The organism is Streptomyces sp. RPA4-2, assembly GCF_012273515.2.
Lineage (GTDB): Bacteria > Actinomycetota > Actinomycetes > Streptomycetales > Streptomycetaceae > Streptomyces > Streptomyces kaempferi.
The window spans coordinates 6,572,701-6,591,551 of sequence record NZ_CP050975.2 but is presented as its reverse complement, the minus strand read 5'-3'; the positions used below and the strand labels follow the sequence as shown (position 1 = coordinate 6,591,551).

The window sequence follows — 18,851 nt, the reverse complement described above, 5'->3', positions numbered from 1 at the left end:
CGTGGCATAGCTACGACGGTTGTTCGTGGTTTCAGAACCAACACAGTGGACGCGAGCAACTGAGGACAAGCCCTCGGCCTATTAGTACCGGTCACCTCCAGCGGTTGCCCGCCTTCCAGATCCGGCCTATCAACCCAGTCGTCTACTGGGAGCCTTAACCCCTCAAAGGGGGTGGGAATACTCATCTCGAAGCAGGCTTCCCGCTTAGATGCTTTCAGCGGTTATCCCTCCCGAACGTAGCCAACCAGCCATGCCCTTGGCAGGACAACTGGCACACCAGAGGTTCGTCCGTCCCGGTCCTCTCGTACTAGGGACAGCCCTTCTCAATATTCCTACGCGCACAGCGGATAGGGACCGAACTGTCTCACGACGTTCTAAACCCAGCTCGCGTACCGCTTTAATGGGCGAACAGCCCAACCCTTGGGACCGACTCCAGCCCCAGGATGCGACGAGCCGACATCGAGGTGCCAAACCATCCCGTCGATATGGACTCTTGGGGAAGATCAGCCTGTTATCCCCGGGGTACCTTTTATCCGTTGAGCGACGGCGCTTCCACAAGCCACCGCCGGATCACTAGTCCCGACTTTCGTCCCTGCTCGACCCGTCGGTCTCACAGTCAAGCTCCCTTGTGCACTTACACTCAACACCTGATTACCAACCAGGCTGAGGGAACCTTTGGGCGCCTCCGTTACTCTTTAGGAGGCAACCGCCCCAGTTAAACTACCCATCAGACACTGTCCCTGATCCGGATCACGGACCCAGGTTAGACATCCAGCACGACCAGACTGGTATTTCAACGACGACTCCACCATGGCTGGCGCCATGACTTCAAAGTCTCCCAGCTATCCTACACAAGCCGAACCGAACACCAATATCAAACTGTAGTAAAGGTCCCGGGGTCTTTCCGTCCTGCTGCGCGAAACGAGCATCTTTACTCGTAGTGCAATTTCACCGGGCCTATGGTTGAGACAGTCGAGAAGTCGTTACGCCATTCGTGCAGGTCGGAACTTACCCGACAAGGAATTTCGCTACCTTAGGATGGTTATAGTTACCACCGCCGTTTACTGGCGCTTAAGTTCTCAGCTTCGCCACCCCGAAGAGTGACTAACCGGTCCCCTTAACGTTCCAGCACCGGGCAGGCGTCAGTCCGTATACATCGCCTTACGGCTTCGCACGGACCTGTGTTTTTAGTAAACAGTCGCTTCTCGCTGGTCTCTGCGGCCACCCCCAGCTCACCGAGTAAATCGGATCACCAGTGATGGCCCCCCTTCTCCCGAAGTTACGGGGGCATTTTGCCGAGTTCCTTAACCATAGTTCACCCGAACGCCTCGGTATTCTCTACCTGACCACCTGAGTCGGTTTAGGGTACGGGCCGCCATGAAACTCGCTAGAGGCTTTTCTCGACAGCATAGGATCATCCACTTCACCACAATCGGCTCGGCATCAGGTCTCAGCCTTGATGTGCGACGGATTTACCTATCACACGGCCTACACCCTTACCCCGGGACAACCACCGCCCGGGATGGACTACCTTCCTGCGTCACCCCATCACTCACCTACTACAGGTCTGGTCCGTCGGCTCCACCACTCCCCTTTGCCCGAAGGCTCCGGGGCGGCTTCACGGACTTAGCATCGCCTGGTTCAATGTTTGACGCTTCACAGCGGGTACCGGAATATCAACCGGTTATCCATCGACTACGCCTGTCGGCCTCGCCTTAGGTCCCGACTTACCCTGGGCAGATCAGCTTGACCCAGGAACCCTTAGTCAATCGGCGCACACGTTTCTCACGTGTGTATCGCTACTCATGCCTGCATTCTCACTCGTGAACCGTCCACCACTGCCTTCCGGCGCGGCTTCACCCGGCACACGACGCTCCCCTACCCATCACAGCGGGCGTTGGCCCTATTGCTGCAATGACACGACTTCGGCGGTACGCTTGAGCCCCGCTACATTGTCGGCGCGGAATCACTAGACCAGTGAGCTATTACGCACTCTTTCAAGGGTGGCTGCTTCTAAGCCAACCTCCTGGTTGTCTGTGCGACTCCACATCCTTTCCCACTTAGCGTACGCTTAGGGGCCTTAGTCGATGCTCTGGGCTGTTTCCTCTCGACCATGGAGCTTATCCCCCACAGTCTCACTGCCGCGCTCTCACTTACCGGCATTCGGAGTTTGGCTAAGGTCAGTAACCCGGTAGGGCCCATCGCCTATCCAGTGCTCTACCTCCGGCAAGAAACACACGACGCTGCACCTAAATGCATTTCGGGGAGAACCAGCTATCACGGAGTTTGATTGGCCTTTCACCCCTAACCACAGGTCATCCCCCAGGTTTTCAACCCTGGTGGGTTCGGTCCTCCACGACCTCTTACAGCCGCTTCAACCTGCCCATGGCTAGATCACTCCGCTTCGGGTCTTGAGCGCGCTACTAAATCGCCCTATTCGGACTCGCTTTCGCTACGGCTTCCCCACACGGGTTAACCTCGCAACACACCGCAAACTCGCAGGCTCATTCTTCAAAAGGCACGCAGTCACGACGCATTGAGTAAACTCAATGCGCGACGCTCCCACGGCTTGTAGGCACACGGTTTCAGGTACTATTTCACTCCGCTCCCGCGGTACTTTTCACCATTCCCTCACGGTACTATCCGCTATCGGTCACCAGGGAATATTTAGGCTTAGCGGGTGGTCCCGCCAGATTCACACGGGATTTCTCGGGCCCCGTGCTACTTGGGTGTTTCTCAAACGAGCCGTTGATGTTTCGACTACGGGGGTCTTACCCTCTACGCCGGACCTTTCGCATGTCCTTCGCCTACATCAACGGTTTCTGACTCGTCTCACGGCCGGCAGACCGTGAAAGAGAAATCCCACAACCCCACATACGCAACCCCTGCCGGGTCTCACACGTATATGGTTTGGCCTCATCCAGTTTCGCTCGCCACTACTCCCGGAATCACGGTTGTTTTCTCTTCCTGCGGGTACTGAGATGTTTCACTTCCCCGCGTTCCCTCCACTTGCCCTATGTGTTCAGGCAAGGGTGACAGCCCATGACGACTGCCGGGTTTCCCCATTCGGAAACCCCCGGATCAAAGCCTGGTTGACGACTCCCCGGGGACTATCGTGGCCTCCCACGTCCTTCATCGGTTCCTGGTGCCAAGGCATCCACCGTGCGCCCTTAAAAACTTGGCCACAGATGCTCGCGTCCACTGTGCAGTTCTCAAACAACGACCAACCACCCATCACCCCCGGTTCACACCGGAGTTCACTGGGGCCGGCACTGAAGGCAGCCAACAATCGGCCGTACCTTCAGACACCCAACAGCGTGCCCGACACACTCCCCGCTTCCCTCACTCTTTCCACGCCCCGAAGGACAGTACTCGAAGGAGAAGACGATCAAGTGTGCCGAATAATCAACGTTCCACCCATGAGCAACCACCGTCGAACGTTTGCCGACGTAGTGGCCTCTGACCTCACCCCGGAGGGATCGGTAAGAAGTGCTCCTTAGAAAGGAGGTGATCCAGCCGCACCTTCCGGTACGGCTACCTTGTTACGACTTCGTCCCAATCGCCAGTCCCACCTTCGACAGCTCCCTCCCACAAGGGGTTGGGCCACCGGCTTCGGGTGTTACCGACTTTCGTGACGTGACGGGCGGTGTGTACAAGGCCCGGGAACGTATTCACCGCAGCAATGCTGATCTGCGATTACTAGCAACTCCGACTTCATGGGGTCGAGTTGCAGACCCCAATCCGAACTGAGACAGGCTTTTTGAGATTCGCTCCGCCTCACGGCTTCGCAGCTCATTGTACCTGCCATTGTAGCACGTGTGCAGCCCAAGACATAAGGGGCATGATGACTTGACGTCGTCCCCACCTTCCTCCGAGTTGACCCCGGCAGTCTCCTGTGAGTCCCCATCACCCCGAAGGGCATGCTGGCAACACAGAACAAGGGTTGCGCTCGTTGCGGGACTTAACCCAACATCTCACGACACGAGCTGACGACAGCCATGCACCACCTGTACACCGACCACAAGGGGGCGACCATCTCTGGCCGTTTCCGGTGTATGTCAAGCCTTGGTAAGGTTCTTCGCGTTGCGTCGAATTAAGCCACATGCTCCGCTGCTTGTGCGGGCCCCCGTCAATTCCTTTGAGTTTTAGCCTTGCGGCCGTACTCCCCAGGCGGGGAACTTAATGCGTTAGCTGCGGCACCGACGACGTGGAATGTCGCCAACACCTAGTTCCCACCGTTTACGGCGTGGACTACCAGGGTATCTAATCCTGTTCGCTCCCCACGCTTTCGCTCCTCAGCGTCAGTAATGGCCCAGAGATCCGCCTTCGCCACCGGTGTTCCTCCTGATATCTGCGCATTTCACCGCTACACCAGGAATTCCGATCTCCCCTACCACACTCTAGCTAGCCCGTATCGAATGCAGACCCGGGGTTAAGCCCCGGGCTTTCACACCGACGTGACAAGCCGCCTACGAGCTCTTTACGCCCAATAATTACGGACAACGCTTGCGCCCTACGTATTACCGCGGCTGCTGGCACGTAGTTAGCCGGCGCTTCTTCTGCAGGTACCGTCACTTTCGCTTCTTCCCTGCTGAAAGAGGTTTACAACCCGAAGGCCGTCATCCCTCACGCGGCGTCGCTGCATCAGGCTTTCGCCCATTGTGCAATATTCCCCACTGCTGCCTCCCGTAGGAGTCTGGGCCGTGTCTCAGTCCCAGTGTGGCCGGTCGCCCTCTCAGGCCGGCTACCCGTCGTCGCCTTGGTGAGCCACTACCTCACCAACAAGCTGATAGGCCGCGGGCTCATCCTTCACCGCCGGAGCTTTCAACCCACCCAGATGCCCAGGCAGGTATTATCCGGTATTAGACCCCGTTTCCAGGGCTTGTCCCAGAGTGAAGGGCAGATTGCCCACGTGTTACTCACCCGTTCGCCACTAATCCACCCCGAAGGGCTTCATCGTTCGACTTGCATGTGTTAAGCACGCCGCCAGCGTTCGTCCTGAGCCAGGATCAAACTCTCCGTGAATGTTTTCCCGTAATCGGGACGACACCACGAGAGCGGAACCAGGAAGAGGAATAATCCTCCCGGTTCACAGCGTCCTCGCTGTGCGCCTACCCCAAGGGGCAGGACTTTTTCAAAGGAACCTCGTCCCGGCCGATCGGCCGGAGACGGGGTATCAACATATCTGGCGTTGATTTTTGGCACGCTGTTGAGTTCTCAAGGAACGGACGCTTCCTTTGTACTCACCCTCTCGGGCTTTCCTCCGGGCGCTTCCCTTCGGTCTTGCGTTTCCGACTCTATCAGACCGTTTCCGTATCCGATTTCCTCGGTGCTTTCCAGGTTTCCGCTCTCGCGTTTCCCTTTCCGGCGGTTCCGACTTTATCAGAGATTCTGAGTCGGAATTTCCGTCCCGCTCGGGGTGGTCCAGGCACACGATCGTTCCCGGGTTCCCGTTCAGGCGGAGCCGTAAACGTACTGGAGCGGGGCGCCCCGATGCAAATCGAGGCGCCCCGCTCCTGGTTGGCGTGTGCGAGGGGGTCAGACCTCGACGACGACCGGCAGGATCATCGGCCGCCGGCGGTAGTTGTCCGAGACCCACTTGCCCAGCGTGCGGCGGATGAGTTGCTGCATCTGGTGGGGCTCGACCACGCCGTCCTGGGCCGAGCGTTCGAGGACCTCGGTGATCCTCGGGACGACGTCCGTGAAGGCGGAGTCCTCGATGCCCGAACCGCGGGCGTGCACGTGCGGACCGCCAGTGATCTTGCCCGTACTGGAGTCCATCACCACGAAGACCGAGATGATGCCCTCGTCCCCGAGGATCTTGCGGTCCTTGAGCGCGGGCTCGCCGACACCGCCGACCGAGAGGCCGTCGACGTACACGTAACCCGCCTGCACCTTGCCGGAGATCTTGGCCTTGCCGCCGATGAGGTCGACGACGACGCCGTCCTCGGCGATGACGATGCGGTCGTGGGGTACACCGGTGAGCGCGCCCAGTTCGGCGTTGGCGCGCAGATGACGCCATTCGCCGTGGACCGGCATCAGGTTCCGCGGCTTGCAGATGTTGTAGAAGTACAGCAGCTCGCCCGCGGAGGCGTGCCCGGAGACGTGCACCTTGGCGTTGCCCTTGTGGACGACGTTGGCGCCCCAGCGGGTCAGGCCGTTGATGACGCGGTACACCGCGTTCTCGTTGCCCGGGATGAGCGACGAGGCCAGGATCACCGTGTCGCCCTGGACGATACGGATCTGGTGGTCACGGTTGGCCATCCGGGACAGCGCGGCCATCGGCTCGCCCTGCGAGCCCGTACAGACGAGGACGATCTCGTGGTCCGGGAGGTCGTCCAGCGTCTTGACGTCGACGACCAGGCCCGGCGGGACCTTCAGATAACCCAGGTCGCGCGCGATGCCCATGTTGCGGACCATCGAACGGCCGACGAAGGCGACCCGGCGGCCGTACTCGTGGGCCGCGTCCAGGATCTGCTGGATGCGGTGCACATGGCTGGCGAAGCTCGCCACGATGATGCGCTTGCTGGCACCCGCGAAGACCTGGCGCAGCACGTTCGAGATGTCGCGCTCGGGCGGGACGAAACCGGGGACCTCGGCGTTCGTGGAGTCCGAGAGGAGGAGGTCGATACCTTCCTCGCTCAGGCGTGCGAACGCGTGCAGGTCGGTGAGACGGCCGTCCAGCGGGAGCTGGTCCATCTTGAAGTCGCCGGTGTGCACCGCCATGCCCGCGGGGGTGCGGATGGCGACCGCGAGGGCGTCCGGGATGGAGTGGTTGACCGCCACGAACTCGCAGTCGAAGGGGCCGATGCGCTCGCGGTGGCCCTCCGCGACTTCGAGCGTGTAGGGGCGGATGCGGTGCTCCTGGAGCTTCGCCTCGATGAGCGCGAGGGTCAACTTGGAGCCGATCAGCGGGATGTCCGGCTTTTCACGCAGGAGGAACGGGACACCACCGATGTGGTCCTCGTGGCCGTGCGTGAGGACGATGCCCTCGATGTCGTCGAGGCGGTCCCTGATGGACGTGAAGTCCGGCAGGATCAGGTCGATTCCGGGCTGCTCCTCCTCGGGGAAGAGCACTCCGCAGTCGACGATCAGCAGACGGCCGTCGTATTCGAAGACGGTCATGTTCCGGCCGATTTCACCGAGGCCGCCGAGCGGGGTGACCCGCAGGCCCCCCTGGGGAAGCTTGGGCGGCGGGCCGAGTTCAGGATGCGGATGACTCAAAAGACTCTCCTCACCACACACGCCACGTACCTGGCAAGGCACGTGGCGCGCATGACGTTCGTGCAGTAGCTGTTGTCTGTGTGGGGTGCAGGCCGCCGGCCTGCGTTGTCGTACGTATTCAGTTGTGAAGTCTGTACTTAGAGCTGTACCCCGCCGGCAGCAAGATCGATCTTGAGCTGAGCGGTCTCCTCGGGTGACAGTTCGACCATCGGGGCGCGCAGCGGACCGGCGGGCAGACCCTGGAGGGTGAGCGCGGCCTTCGTCGTCATGACGCCCTGGGTGCGGAACATCCCGGTGAAGACCGGAAGCAGCTTCTGGTGGATCTCGGTGGCCTTCTGCACGTCACCGGCGACATAGGCGTCGAGCATGGCCCGCAGCTCGGGCGTGACGACGTGGCCGACGACCGAGACGAAGCCGACCGCGCCCACGGAGAGCAGCGGCAGGTTCAGCATGTCGTCGCCGGAGTACCAGGAGAGACCGGAGCGTGCGATGGCCCAGCTGGCCCGGCCGAGGTCTCCCTTGGCGTCCTTGTTCGCGACGATGCGCGGGTGCGCGGCCAGGCGGACGATCGTCTCCGTGCTGATCGGTACGCCGCTGCGGCCGGGGATGTCGTACAGCATCACCGGCAGTTCGGTGGCGTCGGCGATGGCCGAGAAGTGCCGGTACAGGCCCTCTTGCGGGGGCTTGTTGTAGTACGGCGTGACGGTCAGCAGGCCGTGCGCGCCGGCCTTCTCGGCGGCGCGGGCGAGCTCGATGCTGTGGCGGGTGTCGTTCGTGCCGACGCCCGCGACGACGTGGGCACGGTCGCCGACCGCCGCCAGCACGGCCCGTACGAGATCCGATTTCTCCGCGTCGCTGGTGGTCGGTGACTCGCCGGTGGTGCCGTTGACGATCAGGCCGTCGTTGCCTGCGTCCACCAGGTGGGTGGCGAGCCGCTGGGCACCGTCGAGGTCGAGTGCGCCGTCCGCCGTGAAGGGCGTGACCATAGCGGTGAGGACCCGTCCGAAGGGGGTCTGCGAAGTGGAGGTCGGAGCCATGGGTAACACGCTACTCGCTGCTCAGGGCGGGGTCTGCCCACGGGGGGCACGACAAAGCACGACAAATGCGGAGCCCGGCACTGCCTGCTCGGGGGTTCAAGCAGTGCCGGGTCCGTTTGATCAGGCTAGATGAACTTCTCGAAATGCCGCAATACGGACACCTCGCTCGGCTGATCCGTACATCTGTGCCGGAAGGCGCGTGGGAGCGCGCTACGGCGCCACCCGGCCGTTGGCGTTGAAGGCCGCGTACGTGAGCGGCATGAGCCTGGCCCACTCCGCTTCCATCTTCTCGCCGACCATCTCGATCTCCCGCTGCGGGAAGGACGGGACCTTGGCGAGCTCGTGCTGGGTGCGCAGCCCGAGGAAGTGCATCAGGGAGCGCGCGTTGCAGGTGGCGTACATCGACGAGAAGAGGCCGACCGGGAGGACGGCGCGGGCCACCTCGCGGGCGACACCGGCGGCGAGCATCTCCTGGTACGTCCGGTACGCCGCGCGGTACGAGTCCTCCATGGCGCCCGCGACCAGCGCGCGCTGCTCCTCGGTGCCCTCGACGAACACATACTTCCCGGGACGGCCCTGCTGGACCAGTTTGCGCGACTCGTCCGGGACGTAGAAGACCGGCTGGAGCTCCCTGTACCGGCCGGACTCCTCGTTGTACGACCAGCCCACGCGGTGCCGCATGAACTCGCGGAAGACGAAGATCGGGGCGCTGATGAAGAACGTCATCGAGTTGTGCTCGAAGGGGCTGCCGTGCCGGTCCCTCATCAGGTAGTTGATCAACCCCTTCGAGCGCTCCGGGTCCTTGCCCATCTCGTCCAGGGATTGCTCCCCGACGGTGGAGACACGGGCGGCGAACAGCACGTCGGAGTCGGCCGCGGAGTGCTTCACCAGCTCGACGGTGACGTCGCTGCGGAGATCGATCTTGAGATCGTCGGCGGGGGTGTCGGTCACGATTCGGGGGGTCCTTCCATCACAGCTTGCAACGCGGCCACTCTACGGGGCGCCGATACCAGGGCGTTCGGGCCTTGCCGCAATGAACTCGGCGAAACGGGGCACCAAAGAGGGCGTTCGTACGTCTGTATTGGTGACAGAGATTTCTTCGAGACTCCAGAGGAGACGCAGTCCTCATGTTCCGTCGGCGCGAGCCTGTACCGTTCGCCTTCATCGCCGAAGCCGACAACTTCCGCAGCAATGTCACTCCCCCACCGCGTGAGCGGGCCTCCGCCGGCCAGATAGCCGGGCGGTGGCTCATGGGACTCACCCTGGTCGCCGGGCTCGCGGGGTCCCTGATCCTCGGCATGCCGGCCCTGTCGCAGGACCCGTCACCGGCCCATACACAGCACTCCGAGGCATCGGACGGCCGCTGACACTTCCGGACCCCCGAGGGTGGTGAGCGGGGACCCGGCTCGATAGCCTCACCGGGCACAGCCCATGCGTGGATTGAGTGAGGATCAGTCGTGCCCCTGCCCTTCCTGACGGCGGACCGTACTTTTGACGAGGCTGCGGACGACCTCGCCCTGCCGTTCGACGACCGCGACCAATGGCGGCGCCCCTACCGGCCCGGCCCGTGGCGGGTGGCATTCGCCGCGCTGATTCTGCTGCTCGCGTCCTATGTACTCGTGGCCACCGTGATCACCGCGTTCGCCGGGAGCCGCTCCGCGGCCGTGGTCTGTCTGCTCGTCGCCGTGATCGTCGTCCTGAGCGCCTTGCGGCTGCTGCGGATGGGCGTCTGGGTGAGTGCCCGGGGGCTGCGCCGCGTGGGCTTCCTCACCACCAGTACCACGCCCTGGCCGCAGGTCGTCGCCGTGCGCACCGTCCAGCAGCCGGTGCGCTGGCTCGGGCTGCCGCGCACGGTGCAGGGGCAGGCGCTGCTCCTGGTCCGCAAAGACCGGGCGGCCGATGCCGTAGCACCGCTGCTGACCTCGCACAACTCCGACTTCCTGGCTCGCACGGAAGCATTCGACCGGGCGGCGGACGCCGTCGAGGTCTGGGCCGACGAGTACCGGGTGGGCTGAGCCCGGCCCGACGTGTACGAAGGGGCCGGTCCGCGTAGTGCGGACCGGCCCCTTCGTCGTGTCTCCCGGCCCTCCGCGCCGAGGCCCCGCGTTCTGCGCCGGGCCGGACTCCGGCGTTCTCGGGGTGCCGCCGCGGCCTCGGGCCCCTCGGCTTCGCTCGAGCAGGGGGGACCCCGTCATCCTGTCCCTGGGGGCTCCGCCCCCAGACCCCGCCAAGGGGCTGCGCCCCCTGGACCCCCGCTTCGCCCGAAGGGCTCGTCCTCAAACACCGGACAGGCTGAAAGACATGACCCCGGGCGTCGGCCTCTCAGCGAGGTCTCCCACCTCCAGCCCGGCCGGAACCACCCACCGCGGGCTCGTATCTCCAGCCCAGCCCGCGCTCGAGGACGAGGCCGTTCAGGCCGAACGGGGGTCTGGGGGCGGAGCCCCCTGCCGGGCCCCGCCCCGGGCCTCCGCCGGGACTCAGGCCTCAGCCGGCGGTCTGCCCTCGCGCAGGGCGATCGCCCGTTGCATCGCCTTGCGGGCGCGCGGGGTGTCCCGGGCGTCGTGATAGGCGACGGCGAGGCGGAACCAGCTGCGCCAGTCGTCGGGCGCGTCCTCGGTCTCGACCTTGCGCCGGGCGAAGACCTCGTCGGCCGAGTCGCGGTCGATACGGCCGCCCGCGGTGCGCCGCAGCTCGTCGACCGGCAGACCGCCCTCGGCGTCGAGCTCCGCGGCGAGCCGGTTGGCCTTGCGTACGAACTGCGTGTTCTTCCAGAGGAACCAGATTCCGATGACCGGCAGGATCAGCACCGCGATGCCGAAGGTGACGGTGATCAGGGTGCCGTTCTGGATGAGCAGCACGCCACGGCTGCCGACCAGGACGAAATAGACGACCAGGACGGCCGCCGTGACGGCGTAGGTGATCTTCGCGCGCATGTCTGCCAGGTGTCCGTGTCCGTCGGTGTCCGTCCGTGCTCGTCCCTCGGCTCAGCCGAGGTCCAGGAAGTGTTCCAGGCCGAAGGTGAGGCCCGGCGTGCTCACCACACGGCGGACACCGAGCAGGATGCCCGGCATGAAGCTGCTGTGGTGCAGCGAGTCGTGGCGGACGGTGAGGGTCTCGCCGTCGCCGCCCAGCAGGACCTCCTGGTGGGCGAGCAGACCGCGCAGCCGGACCGAGTGCACCGGGACACCGTCGACGTTCGCCCCGCGGGCGCCGTCGAGAGCGGTGACCGTGGCGTCGGGCTGCGGGGCGCTGCCCGCTCGCTCGCGTGCCGCGGCGATGAGCTGGGCGGTGCGCGTGGCGGTGCCGCTCGGCGCGTCCACCTTGTTCGGGTGGTGCAGCTCGATGACCTCGACGGACTCGAAGTACGGCGCGGCGATCTCGGCGAACTTCATGGTCAGTACGGCGCCGATGGAGAAGTTCGGGGCGATGAGCACCCCCGTCTCCGGCGACTCGGCCAGCGACGTGGTGAGCTGTGCGAGGCGTTCGTCGGTCCAGCCCGTGGTACCGACCACCGCGTGGATGCCGTTGCGGACGCAGAAGTCGAGGTTGCCCATCACCGAGTCCGGCGTGGTCAGCTCGACGGCGACCTGGGCGCCCGCGTCGACGAGGGTCTCCAGTCGGTCGCCCCGGCCGAGCGCGGCCACCAGCTCCATGTCCTCGGCGGCCTCGACGGCTCGTACCGCCTCGGCCCCGATCCGGCCCTTGGCACCGAGGACCGCCACGCGCAGCTTGCTCATTGCTTCGTTCCTAACAGAGACGGGATTTACGCGACCGCTTCGTGCAGACGGGACGCCTGCTTGTCCTTGAGCGGACCGATGACCGACAGCGAGGGCCGCTGTCCCAGGATGTCGTGGGCGATCGAGCGGACCTCGTCCGGGGTGACCGACGCTATCCGGGCCAGCATGTCGTCGACCGACATCTGCTCGCCCCAGCACAGCTCGCTCTTGCCGATACGGTTCATCAGCGCGCCGGTGTCCTCGAGGCCGAGGACGGTGGAGCCCTGGAGCTGGCCGACAGCACGGCCGATCTCGTCGTCCGACAGACCGTGCTCGGCGACGTGGTCGAGCTCGTCGCGGCAGATCTTGAGCACGTCGTGGACCTGGCTCGGCCTGCAGCCCGCGTACACCCCGAAGAGGCCGCAGTCGGCGAAGCCCGAGGTGTACGAGTACACGCTGTAGGCCAGACCGCGCTTCTCGCGGACCTCCTGGAAGAGGCGGGAGGACATGCCGCCGCCGAGGGCGGTGTTGAGGACGCCCAGGGCCCAGCGGCGCTCGTCGGTGCGGGCGAGGCCCGGCATGCCGAGGACGACATGGGCCTGCTCGGTCTTGCGGCCGAGCAGTTCGACGCGGCCGGCGGTACGGATGGCCCGGCGGCCGTCGCGCGGGGCGATCGGCTCGGCGGCGGCCTCCCGGAGGGCGCCCGCCTTCTCGAAGGCGGCACGGACCTGGCGTACGACCTTGTTGTGGTCGACGTTGCCCGCGCAGGCCACGACCAGATGGGTCGGGTCGTAGTGCTTCTTGTAGAAGCGGCGGATGCGGTCGGCGCCGAGGGCGTTGACCGTGTCGACCGTGCCGAGGACCGGGCGGCCGAGGGGGGTGTCGCCGAGCATGGTGTGCGCGAACAGGTCGTGCACGCAGTCGCCCGGGTCGTCCTCGGTCATCGCGATCTCTTCGAGGATCACACCGCGTTCGGCGTCCACGTCGGCCTGCTCGATCAGCGAGCCGGTGAGCATGTCGCAGACCACGTCGATGGCGAGCGGGAGGTCGGTGTCGAGCACGCGTGCGTAGTAGCACGTGTACTCCTTGGCCGTGAACGCGTTCATCTCGCCGCCGACCGCGTCGATGGCGGACGAGATGTCCAGGGCCGACCTGCGGCTCGTGCCCTTGAAGAGCAGGTGCTCGAGGTAGTGGGTGGCGCCGTTCAGTGTCGGCGTCTCGTCGCGGGAGCCGACGTGGGCCCAGATCCCGAAGGTCGCGGAGCGGACGGAGGGCAGCGTCTCGGTGACGATGCGCAGGCCGCCGGGGAGGGTGGTCTTGCGGACCGTACCGATGCCGTTCTCGCCCTTGATGAGGGTTTGGGTACGGGCGACGGCCCGCGCCTCCGAAGAGGTGCGGGCCGTCGTCGTGGAGCTACGAGACGTCACTGGTCGGTGTCGTCCTTCTTGTCGTCGTCGTCGCCTTCGCCCTCGACCACGGGGATGAGGGAGAGCTTGCCGCGGGAGTCGATCTCGGCGATCTCGACCTGGACCTTCTGGCCCACACCGAGGACGTCCTCGACGTTCTCCACGCGCTTGCCGCCGGCGAGCTTGCGGATCTGCGAGATGTGCAGCAGACCGTCCTTGCCCGGGAGCAGCGACACGAACGCGCCGAAGGTCGTCGTCTTCACGACGGTGCCCAGGTAGCGCTCGCCGACCTCCGGCATGGTCGGGTTGGCGATGCCGTTGATCGTGGCGCGGGCGGCCTCGGCGGCCGGGCCGTCGGAGGCACCGATGTAGATGGTGCCGTCGTCCTCGATCGTGATCTCGGCGCCGGTGTCCTCCTGGATCTGGTTGATCATCTTGCCCTTGGGGCCGATGACCTCACCGATCTTGTCCACGGGGATCTTGACGGTGATGATCCGCGGGGCGTTCGGGGACATCTCGTCCGGCGTGTCGATCGCTTCCATCATCACGTCGAGGATGTGGAGGCGGGCGTCGCGGGCCTGCTTGAGGGCCGCGGCCAGGACGGAGGCCGGGATGCCGTCCAGCTTGGTGTCGAGCTGGAGGGCGGTGACGAACTCCTTGGTGCCGGCGACCTTGAAGTCCATGTCGCCGAAGGCGTCCTCCGCACCGAGGATGTCGGTGAGGGCGACGTAGTGCGTCTGGCCGTCGATCTCCTGGGAGATCAGGCCCATGGCGATACCGGCGACGGGGGCCTTGAGGGGCACACCGGCGTTCAGCAGCGACATGGTGGAGGCGCAGACCGAGCCCATGGACGTCGAGCCGTTGGAGCCGAGGGCCTCGGACACCTGACGGATCGCGTAGGGGAACTCCTCGCGGGTCGGCAGGACCGGCACGATCGCGCGCTCGGCGAGCGCGCCGTGGCCGATCTCGCGGCGCTTCGGGGAGCCGACGCGGCCCGTCTCACCGACGGAGTACGGCGGGAAGTTGTAGTTGTGCATGTAACGCTTGCGGGTCACCGGGGAGAGGGTGTCCAGCTGCTGCTCCATGCGGAGCATGTTGAGGGTGGTGACGCCCAGGATCTGGGTCTCGCCACGCTCGAACAGCGCCGAGCCGTGCACGCGCGGGATGGCCTCGACCTCGGCGGCGAGCGTACGGATGTCCGTGACGCCACGGCCGTCGATGCGGACCTTGTCCTTGATGACGCGCTCGCGGACCAGCTTCTTGGTCAGCGCGCGGTACGCGGCGGAGATCTCCTTCTCGCGACCCTCGAACTGCGGGAGCAGCTTCTCGGCGGCGATCTCCTTGACGCGGTCCAGCTCGGCCTCGCGGTCCTGCTTGCCGGCGATGGTGAGCGCCTGGGCGAGCTCGCTCTTGACCGCGGCGGTCAGTGCCTCGAAGACGTCGTCCTGGTAGTCCAGGAAGATCGGGAACTCGCCGGTGGGCTTGGCGGCCTTGGCGGCGAGGTCCGACTGCGCCTTGCACAGGACCTTGATGAAGGGCTTCGCGGCGTCGAGGCCGGAGGCCACGACCTCCTCGGTGGGCGCCTCGGCGCCGCCCTTGACCAGCTGGATCGTCTTGTCGGTGGCCTCGGCCTCGACCATCATGATCGCGACGTCGCCGTCCTCCAGGACGCGACCGGCGACGACCATGTCGAAGACGGCGTCCTCGAGCTCGGTGTGCGTCGGGAACGCGACCCACTGGCCGTTGATCAGCGCGACGCGGACGCCGCCGACCGGGCCGGAGAAGGGCAGACCGGCCAGCTGGGTGGACGCGGAGGCGGCGTTGATCGCCACGACGTCGTACAGGTGGTCGGGGTTGAGCGCCATGATCGTGGCGACGACCTGGATCTCGTTGCGAAGGCCCTTCTTGAAGGACGGGCGCAGCGGGCGGTCGATCAGGCGGCAGGTGAGGATCGCGTCCTCGGAGGGCCGGCCCTCGCGGCGGAAGAAGCTGCCGGGGATCTTGCCGGCGGCGTACATCCGCTCCTCGACGTCCACCGTGAGGGGGAAGAAGTCGAGCTGGTCCTTGGGCTTCTTGGAAGCGGTGGTGGCCGACAGCACCATGGTGTCGTCGTCCAGGTACGCCACGGCGGAACCGGCGGCCTGCTTGGCCAGCCGGCCCGTCTCGAAGCGGATGGTGCGGGTGCCGAAGGAACCGTTGTCGATAACGGCCTCGGCGTAGTGGGTCTCGTTCTCCACTAGCGTTTTCTCCTCGTCTTCGTCCCGTCCTGCCCGTGTGGCAGGGGGACGGTGGCGGAGAGGCGCTCCTTCTGGTGCGGGCCGGTCTTCGATCGAAGCACCCGGGGTCGCAATCTCCCGGGGGCCACTACCGAGGACCGGCGGCGGCGAGGTGCGCTTCTCCTCGTTCGTTTGTCATGACGGTCCCTACCCGGCGGGTGGGGCGTCGTCACGCTGTGTCCTACGTGCCGCGTCCTGCGTATGTCGTTGTGCTACCACACTACAAAGCGTCGGTGACACTCCGCACGTAGAGGGCACGTACAGCAAAAGGAGCGGCTCCCAAGAGGTGGGAACCGCTCCCTTCACGGCGTCTTACTTGGCGCCCGCCGCACCGCGGCGGATGCCCAGGCGTTCGACCAGCGCACGGAAGCGCTGGATGTCCTTCTTGGCCAGGTACTGCAGCAGCCGGCGGCGCTGACCGACCAGGATCAGCAGACCACGACGGGAGTGGTGGTCGTGCTTGTGGGTCTTGAGGTGCTCGGTCAGGTCCGAGATGCGGCGCGAGAGCATGGCGACCTGGACTTCGGGGGAGCCGGTGTCGCCCTCCTTCTGGCCGAACTCACTGATGAGCTGCTTCTTCGTAGCGGCGTCGAGCGACACGCGTACTCCTCGTAGTCTTTGATGTGCCACCGAGTGCCCCTGGTCCACATCTCAGGGGAACTTCCGTTACTCGGGAGGCGGGGATCCGCTGGGCGCGGCCTCCAGAGCGATGGGCTCCGGGGGTGCGTACACAAACGGCCGTCACACAGCGTACCAGCCTGGCCGGATGCGTCCGCCCAGGTCCCGGAACCTCACGGGCGGTGCCGGTCCGGCCACTAGGGTGACGGCAGAGGTCAACCGTACGTGGGGAAGGGGCCGTCCGAACATGGCCGAGGCAGCAGCGGACAGGGACGTCGACGTCAGGGACGCGGACGTCAAGGCGCGCAAGGAGCGGGAGCGGGACGAGCTCTACGCGCTGGACATCTCGGACGTCGAGTGGCAGAGCGCGCCGGGTACGCAGGAGCACGAGGAGCGGGTCGAGATCGCGTATCTGCCCGCGGGTGCGGTGGCCATGCGTTCGTCGCTCGACCCGGACACCGTCCTGCGCTACACGGAGGCGGAGTGGCGGGCCTTCGTGCTGGGGGCCCGGGACGGCGAGTTCGACCTGGAGCCGGCGCCGCACAACGGCGGGCTCGCGGCGGAGTAGTCCGCGCGGCCGGAGCGGACGGCGGAACGGGCCGGCGGAACGGAAGCGGAACAGAAGGAGGGCGGTCGCCCGTGGGCCGACCGCCCTCCTTCTGTCGCCGCCGAGGCGCGTGGCCGGTCAGCCCGTCATCGAGCGGGCCGTGCCGTAGACGTCGAAGACCGCGAGTGCCAGCGGGATCAGGGTGAGCAGCACGAAGCTCTCGGCGATCTCCAGGAAGCGGCCCCAGAACGGGGTGAGGCCGCCGCGCGGCAGGATCAGGCCGAGCGCGGTGACCAGCGCGGCCGCCGCCGCGATCGCCGCGACGAGCCAGATCGTACGGATGTCCAGGTCCGCGCGGTCCCCGGCGAGGGCGTCGCGCACCAGGGAGTGCGGCGGGTGGAGTGCCAGGCCGAGGCCGAGCAGGACGAGGGAGCCGAGGCCCGCGCCCAGCACGGGGGCGACCTGCGCGGTGTAACGGAAGAGGTGGGCGCGCATCAGGAGGGCGACGCCGGTCGCGAAGGCGAGCAGCTGTCCCCAGAGGTCGTCGGAGAAGCCGAGCACCGCCGAGGCGCCGACGGCGAGCAGCGCGCACCCGCCGACGAGGCCGACGAGGAGTTCGTGGCCGCGGCGGGTCTGTGCCTCGATGCGGTCGGCGTCGACGGGCTCCGGAGGCGCGGGCTCGGCGCCGTACGCGCTGCGCGGGGTGGCGTTCGGGGGGTCGAAGCCGATCGGGATGCGGGCGAAGCGCATGGACATGCCCGGCAGGAAGGCCAGGGCTCCCACGGCGACCGGTGCGCAGAGCGCGGCGGTCTCGGTGGGCGTCCAGTGCACGAGCAGGGCCGCGAACACGGTGACCAGGCCGATGCCGGAGGCGAACACGAAGGCGACGAACGGGCCGTCCCCGCGCGGCGAGCACAGCGTCAGGATCACCGAGGCGACCAGCACCGCGGCGCAGGCCAGCAGGAACTGCAGCTTGCCGATGCCCTCACCGTGCGCGACGGCGAGCAGCCCGGAGCCCGCGACGCCCACGTTCGACAGCGCGCCGAGTCCGAGCGCGACCGCGGAGGCGCGGTCGTCGTAGATCCGGGCGCGGATCGCGGCGAGGACGACCAGGAGCACGCCGGTGACGCCCGCGAGGATGCCGGGCAGGCTGTGCATGTCGTGGCGGGGATCGGCGGTCCAGGCCACGAAGGCGAGCAGCGTCGGCAGCACGGCACCGCCGACGAGTCCGGCGGCCCGCGTCAGGTCGCCGCTCCACAGGCTGCGTTCGCGGGTCACCGCGGACGCGACGGCCTCGGAGACGTCGTCGAACACCGCGGGCGGCAGCGACTCGGAGAAGGGGCGCAGGGTGAGGAGTTCGCCGTCGAGGATCCGCTGGGCGGCGAAGGAGCGCGAGCTGTCGAGGACGGTTCCGTCGCGGCGTACGAGGTGGTAGCCGACCGGGGCGCCCTCGGCGGGGCTCTGCTGGGAGAGCCGCAGGATCTCCGGGTAGATGTCGGCGACCGGGATGTCGTCGGGCAGTGCCACGTCGATGCGGCTGTCGGGCGCGACGATGGTGACCCGGCAGAAGCCCAGGCCGGTGCCCGCCCCTTGGGGGGCTCCGGGGCCCGGCCCGCCGGCTCCGGTGGTTGTCGCGGAGGCCGTCATGCTCACCTGCTGCTCCCCCTCAGTGATGGTCCTGCGTCTGCGGTGGTTCCGGGTCTTCGGCGGTCGCGCTTCCGCGGTGGTTCCGCGGCTGCGGTGGTTCCGCGTCGGCCGTGTGAAGGTCCTGCGCCTCTTTGCTCCGCGCGCCGGGCCGGCTGTGCGGCGAGGCGGCGGAAAGCGGCCCGTGCGACCGGACCGAAGGCCCCAGGCACCTCCACATCGCGCGAAATGCCCTGATTCTCCAGCCCTGTTCGCGTGTGCTCACGCGAACATCCGGCACCTTACCGCCCACCCGTCTCCTGTGGCCTCAGCGGGAAGTCAGTAGGATCGCGCGGCGGCCTCCGCCCGCCTGACACGGGGCGGCGGGCGGAAGACCCTGGGGC

Annotated in this window: 12 protein-coding genes and 2 rRNA genes; 3 read left to right on the top strand and 11 right to left on the bottom strand. The window is 66.2% G+C overall.

Going from position 1 to position 18,851, the window contains the following annotated elements:
- Positions 1–61 precede the first annotated feature (61 nt).
- The 5 genes from HEP85_RS28920 to thyX form a co-directional block, all read right to left on the bottom strand.
- A 23S ribosomal RNA gene (locus HEP85_RS28920) occupies positions 62–3,184 on the bottom strand.
- Positions 3,185–3,500: 316 nt separating this feature from the next.
- Positions 3,501–5,025, bottom strand: a 16S ribosomal RNA gene (locus tag HEP85_RS28915).
- The 16S and 23S rRNA genes sit together here, the layout of an rRNA operon.
- A gap of 513 nt (positions 5,026–5,538) precedes the next feature.
- On the bottom strand, positions 5,539–7,224 hold the full coding sequence (locus HEP85_RS28910) for a ribonuclease J (RefSeq protein ID WP_168530515.1): 1,686 nt from the start codon (positions 7,222–7,224) through the stop codon (positions 5,539–5,541).
- A 137-nt stretch (positions 7,225–7,361) separates the two neighbouring features.
- A complete protein-coding gene (dapA, locus tag HEP85_RS28905) occupies positions 7,362–8,261 on the bottom strand; it encodes a 4-hydroxy-tetrahydrodipicolinate synthase (protein ID WP_168530514.1) in 900 nt (299 codons plus the stop codon).
- Positions 8,262–8,471: 210 nt separating this feature from the next.
- Positions 8,472–9,212, bottom strand: a complete 741-nt coding sequence (gene thyX, locus HEP85_RS28900; protein ID WP_168530513.1) for an FAD-dependent thymidylate synthase — start codon at positions 9,210–9,212, stop codon at positions 8,472–8,474.
- A gap of 176 nt (positions 9,213–9,388) precedes the next feature.
- Here thyX and HEP85_RS28895 point away from each other — a divergent pair, with 176 nt between their 5' ends.
- Both HEP85_RS28895 and HEP85_RS28890 read left to right on the top strand, forming a co-directional pair.
- Positions 9,389–9,628 carry a hypothetical protein gene (locus tag HEP85_RS28895; RefSeq protein WP_168530512.1) on the top strand — a complete coding sequence of 80 codons (240 nt, stop codon included), beginning with the start codon at positions 9,389–9,391 and terminating at the stop codon, positions 9,626–9,628.
- Positions 9,629–9,718: 90 nt separating this feature from the next.
- Positions 9,719–10,276 (top strand): hypothetical protein, encoded by a 558-nt coding sequence (locus tag HEP85_RS28890; protein ID WP_168530511.1) that lies wholly within the window; start codon positions 9,719–9,721, stop codon positions 10,274–10,276.
- Between the two features lie 462 nt (positions 10,277–10,738).
- On the opposite strand, the gene HEP85_RS28885 is transcribed toward HEP85_RS28890, so the two are convergent.
- From HEP85_RS28885 to rpsO, 5 genes are all read right to left on the bottom strand, one after another.
- Positions 10,739–11,194, bottom strand: a complete 456-nt coding sequence (locus HEP85_RS28885) for a hypothetical protein (protein ID WP_168530510.1) — start codon at positions 11,192–11,194, stop codon at positions 10,739–10,741.
- A gap of 51 nt (positions 11,195–11,245) precedes the next feature.
- Positions 11,246–11,998, bottom strand: coding sequence for a 4-hydroxy-tetrahydrodipicolinate reductase (gene dapB, locus HEP85_RS28880; RefSeq protein WP_168530509.1), 753 nt, complete (start codon positions 11,996–11,998; stop codon positions 11,246–11,248).
- 26 nt (positions 11,999–12,024) lie between these two features.
- Positions 12,025–13,404: a pitrilysin family protein gene (locus HEP85_RS28875; RefSeq protein ID WP_168530508.1), complete on the bottom strand. Its 1,380-nt coding sequence runs from the start codon at positions 13,402–13,404 to the stop codon at positions 12,025–12,027.
- A complete protein-coding gene (locus tag HEP85_RS28870) occupies positions 13,401–15,620 on the bottom strand; it encodes a polyribonucleotide nucleotidyltransferase (protein WP_168530507.1) in 2,220 nt (739 codons plus the stop codon). Before HEP85_RS28870 ends, HEP85_RS28875 begins: the two co-directional genes overlap by 4 nt.
- A gap of 351 nt (positions 15,621–15,971) precedes the next feature.
- Positions 15,972–16,259, bottom strand: a complete 288-nt coding sequence (gene rpsO, locus HEP85_RS28865) for a 30S ribosomal protein S15 (RefSeq protein ID WP_168530506.1) — start codon at positions 16,257–16,259, stop codon at positions 15,972–15,974.
- 265 nt (positions 16,260–16,524) lie between these two features.
- On the opposite strand from rpsO, the gene HEP85_RS28860 reads away from it, so the two are divergent.
- Positions 16,525–16,845 carry a DUF397 domain-containing protein gene (locus HEP85_RS28860; RefSeq protein ID WP_168530505.1) on the top strand — a complete coding sequence of 107 codons (321 nt, stop codon included), beginning with the start codon at positions 16,525–16,527 and terminating at the stop codon, positions 16,843–16,845.
- 117 nt (positions 16,846–16,962) lie between these two features.
- On the opposite strand, the gene eccD is transcribed toward HEP85_RS28860, so the two are convergent.
- A complete protein-coding gene (gene eccD / locus HEP85_RS28855) occupies positions 16,963–18,477 on the bottom strand; it encodes a type VII secretion integral membrane protein EccD (protein ID WP_168530504.1) in 1,515 nt (504 codons plus the stop codon).
- Between the last annotated feature and the right edge of the window lie 374 nt (positions 18,478–18,851).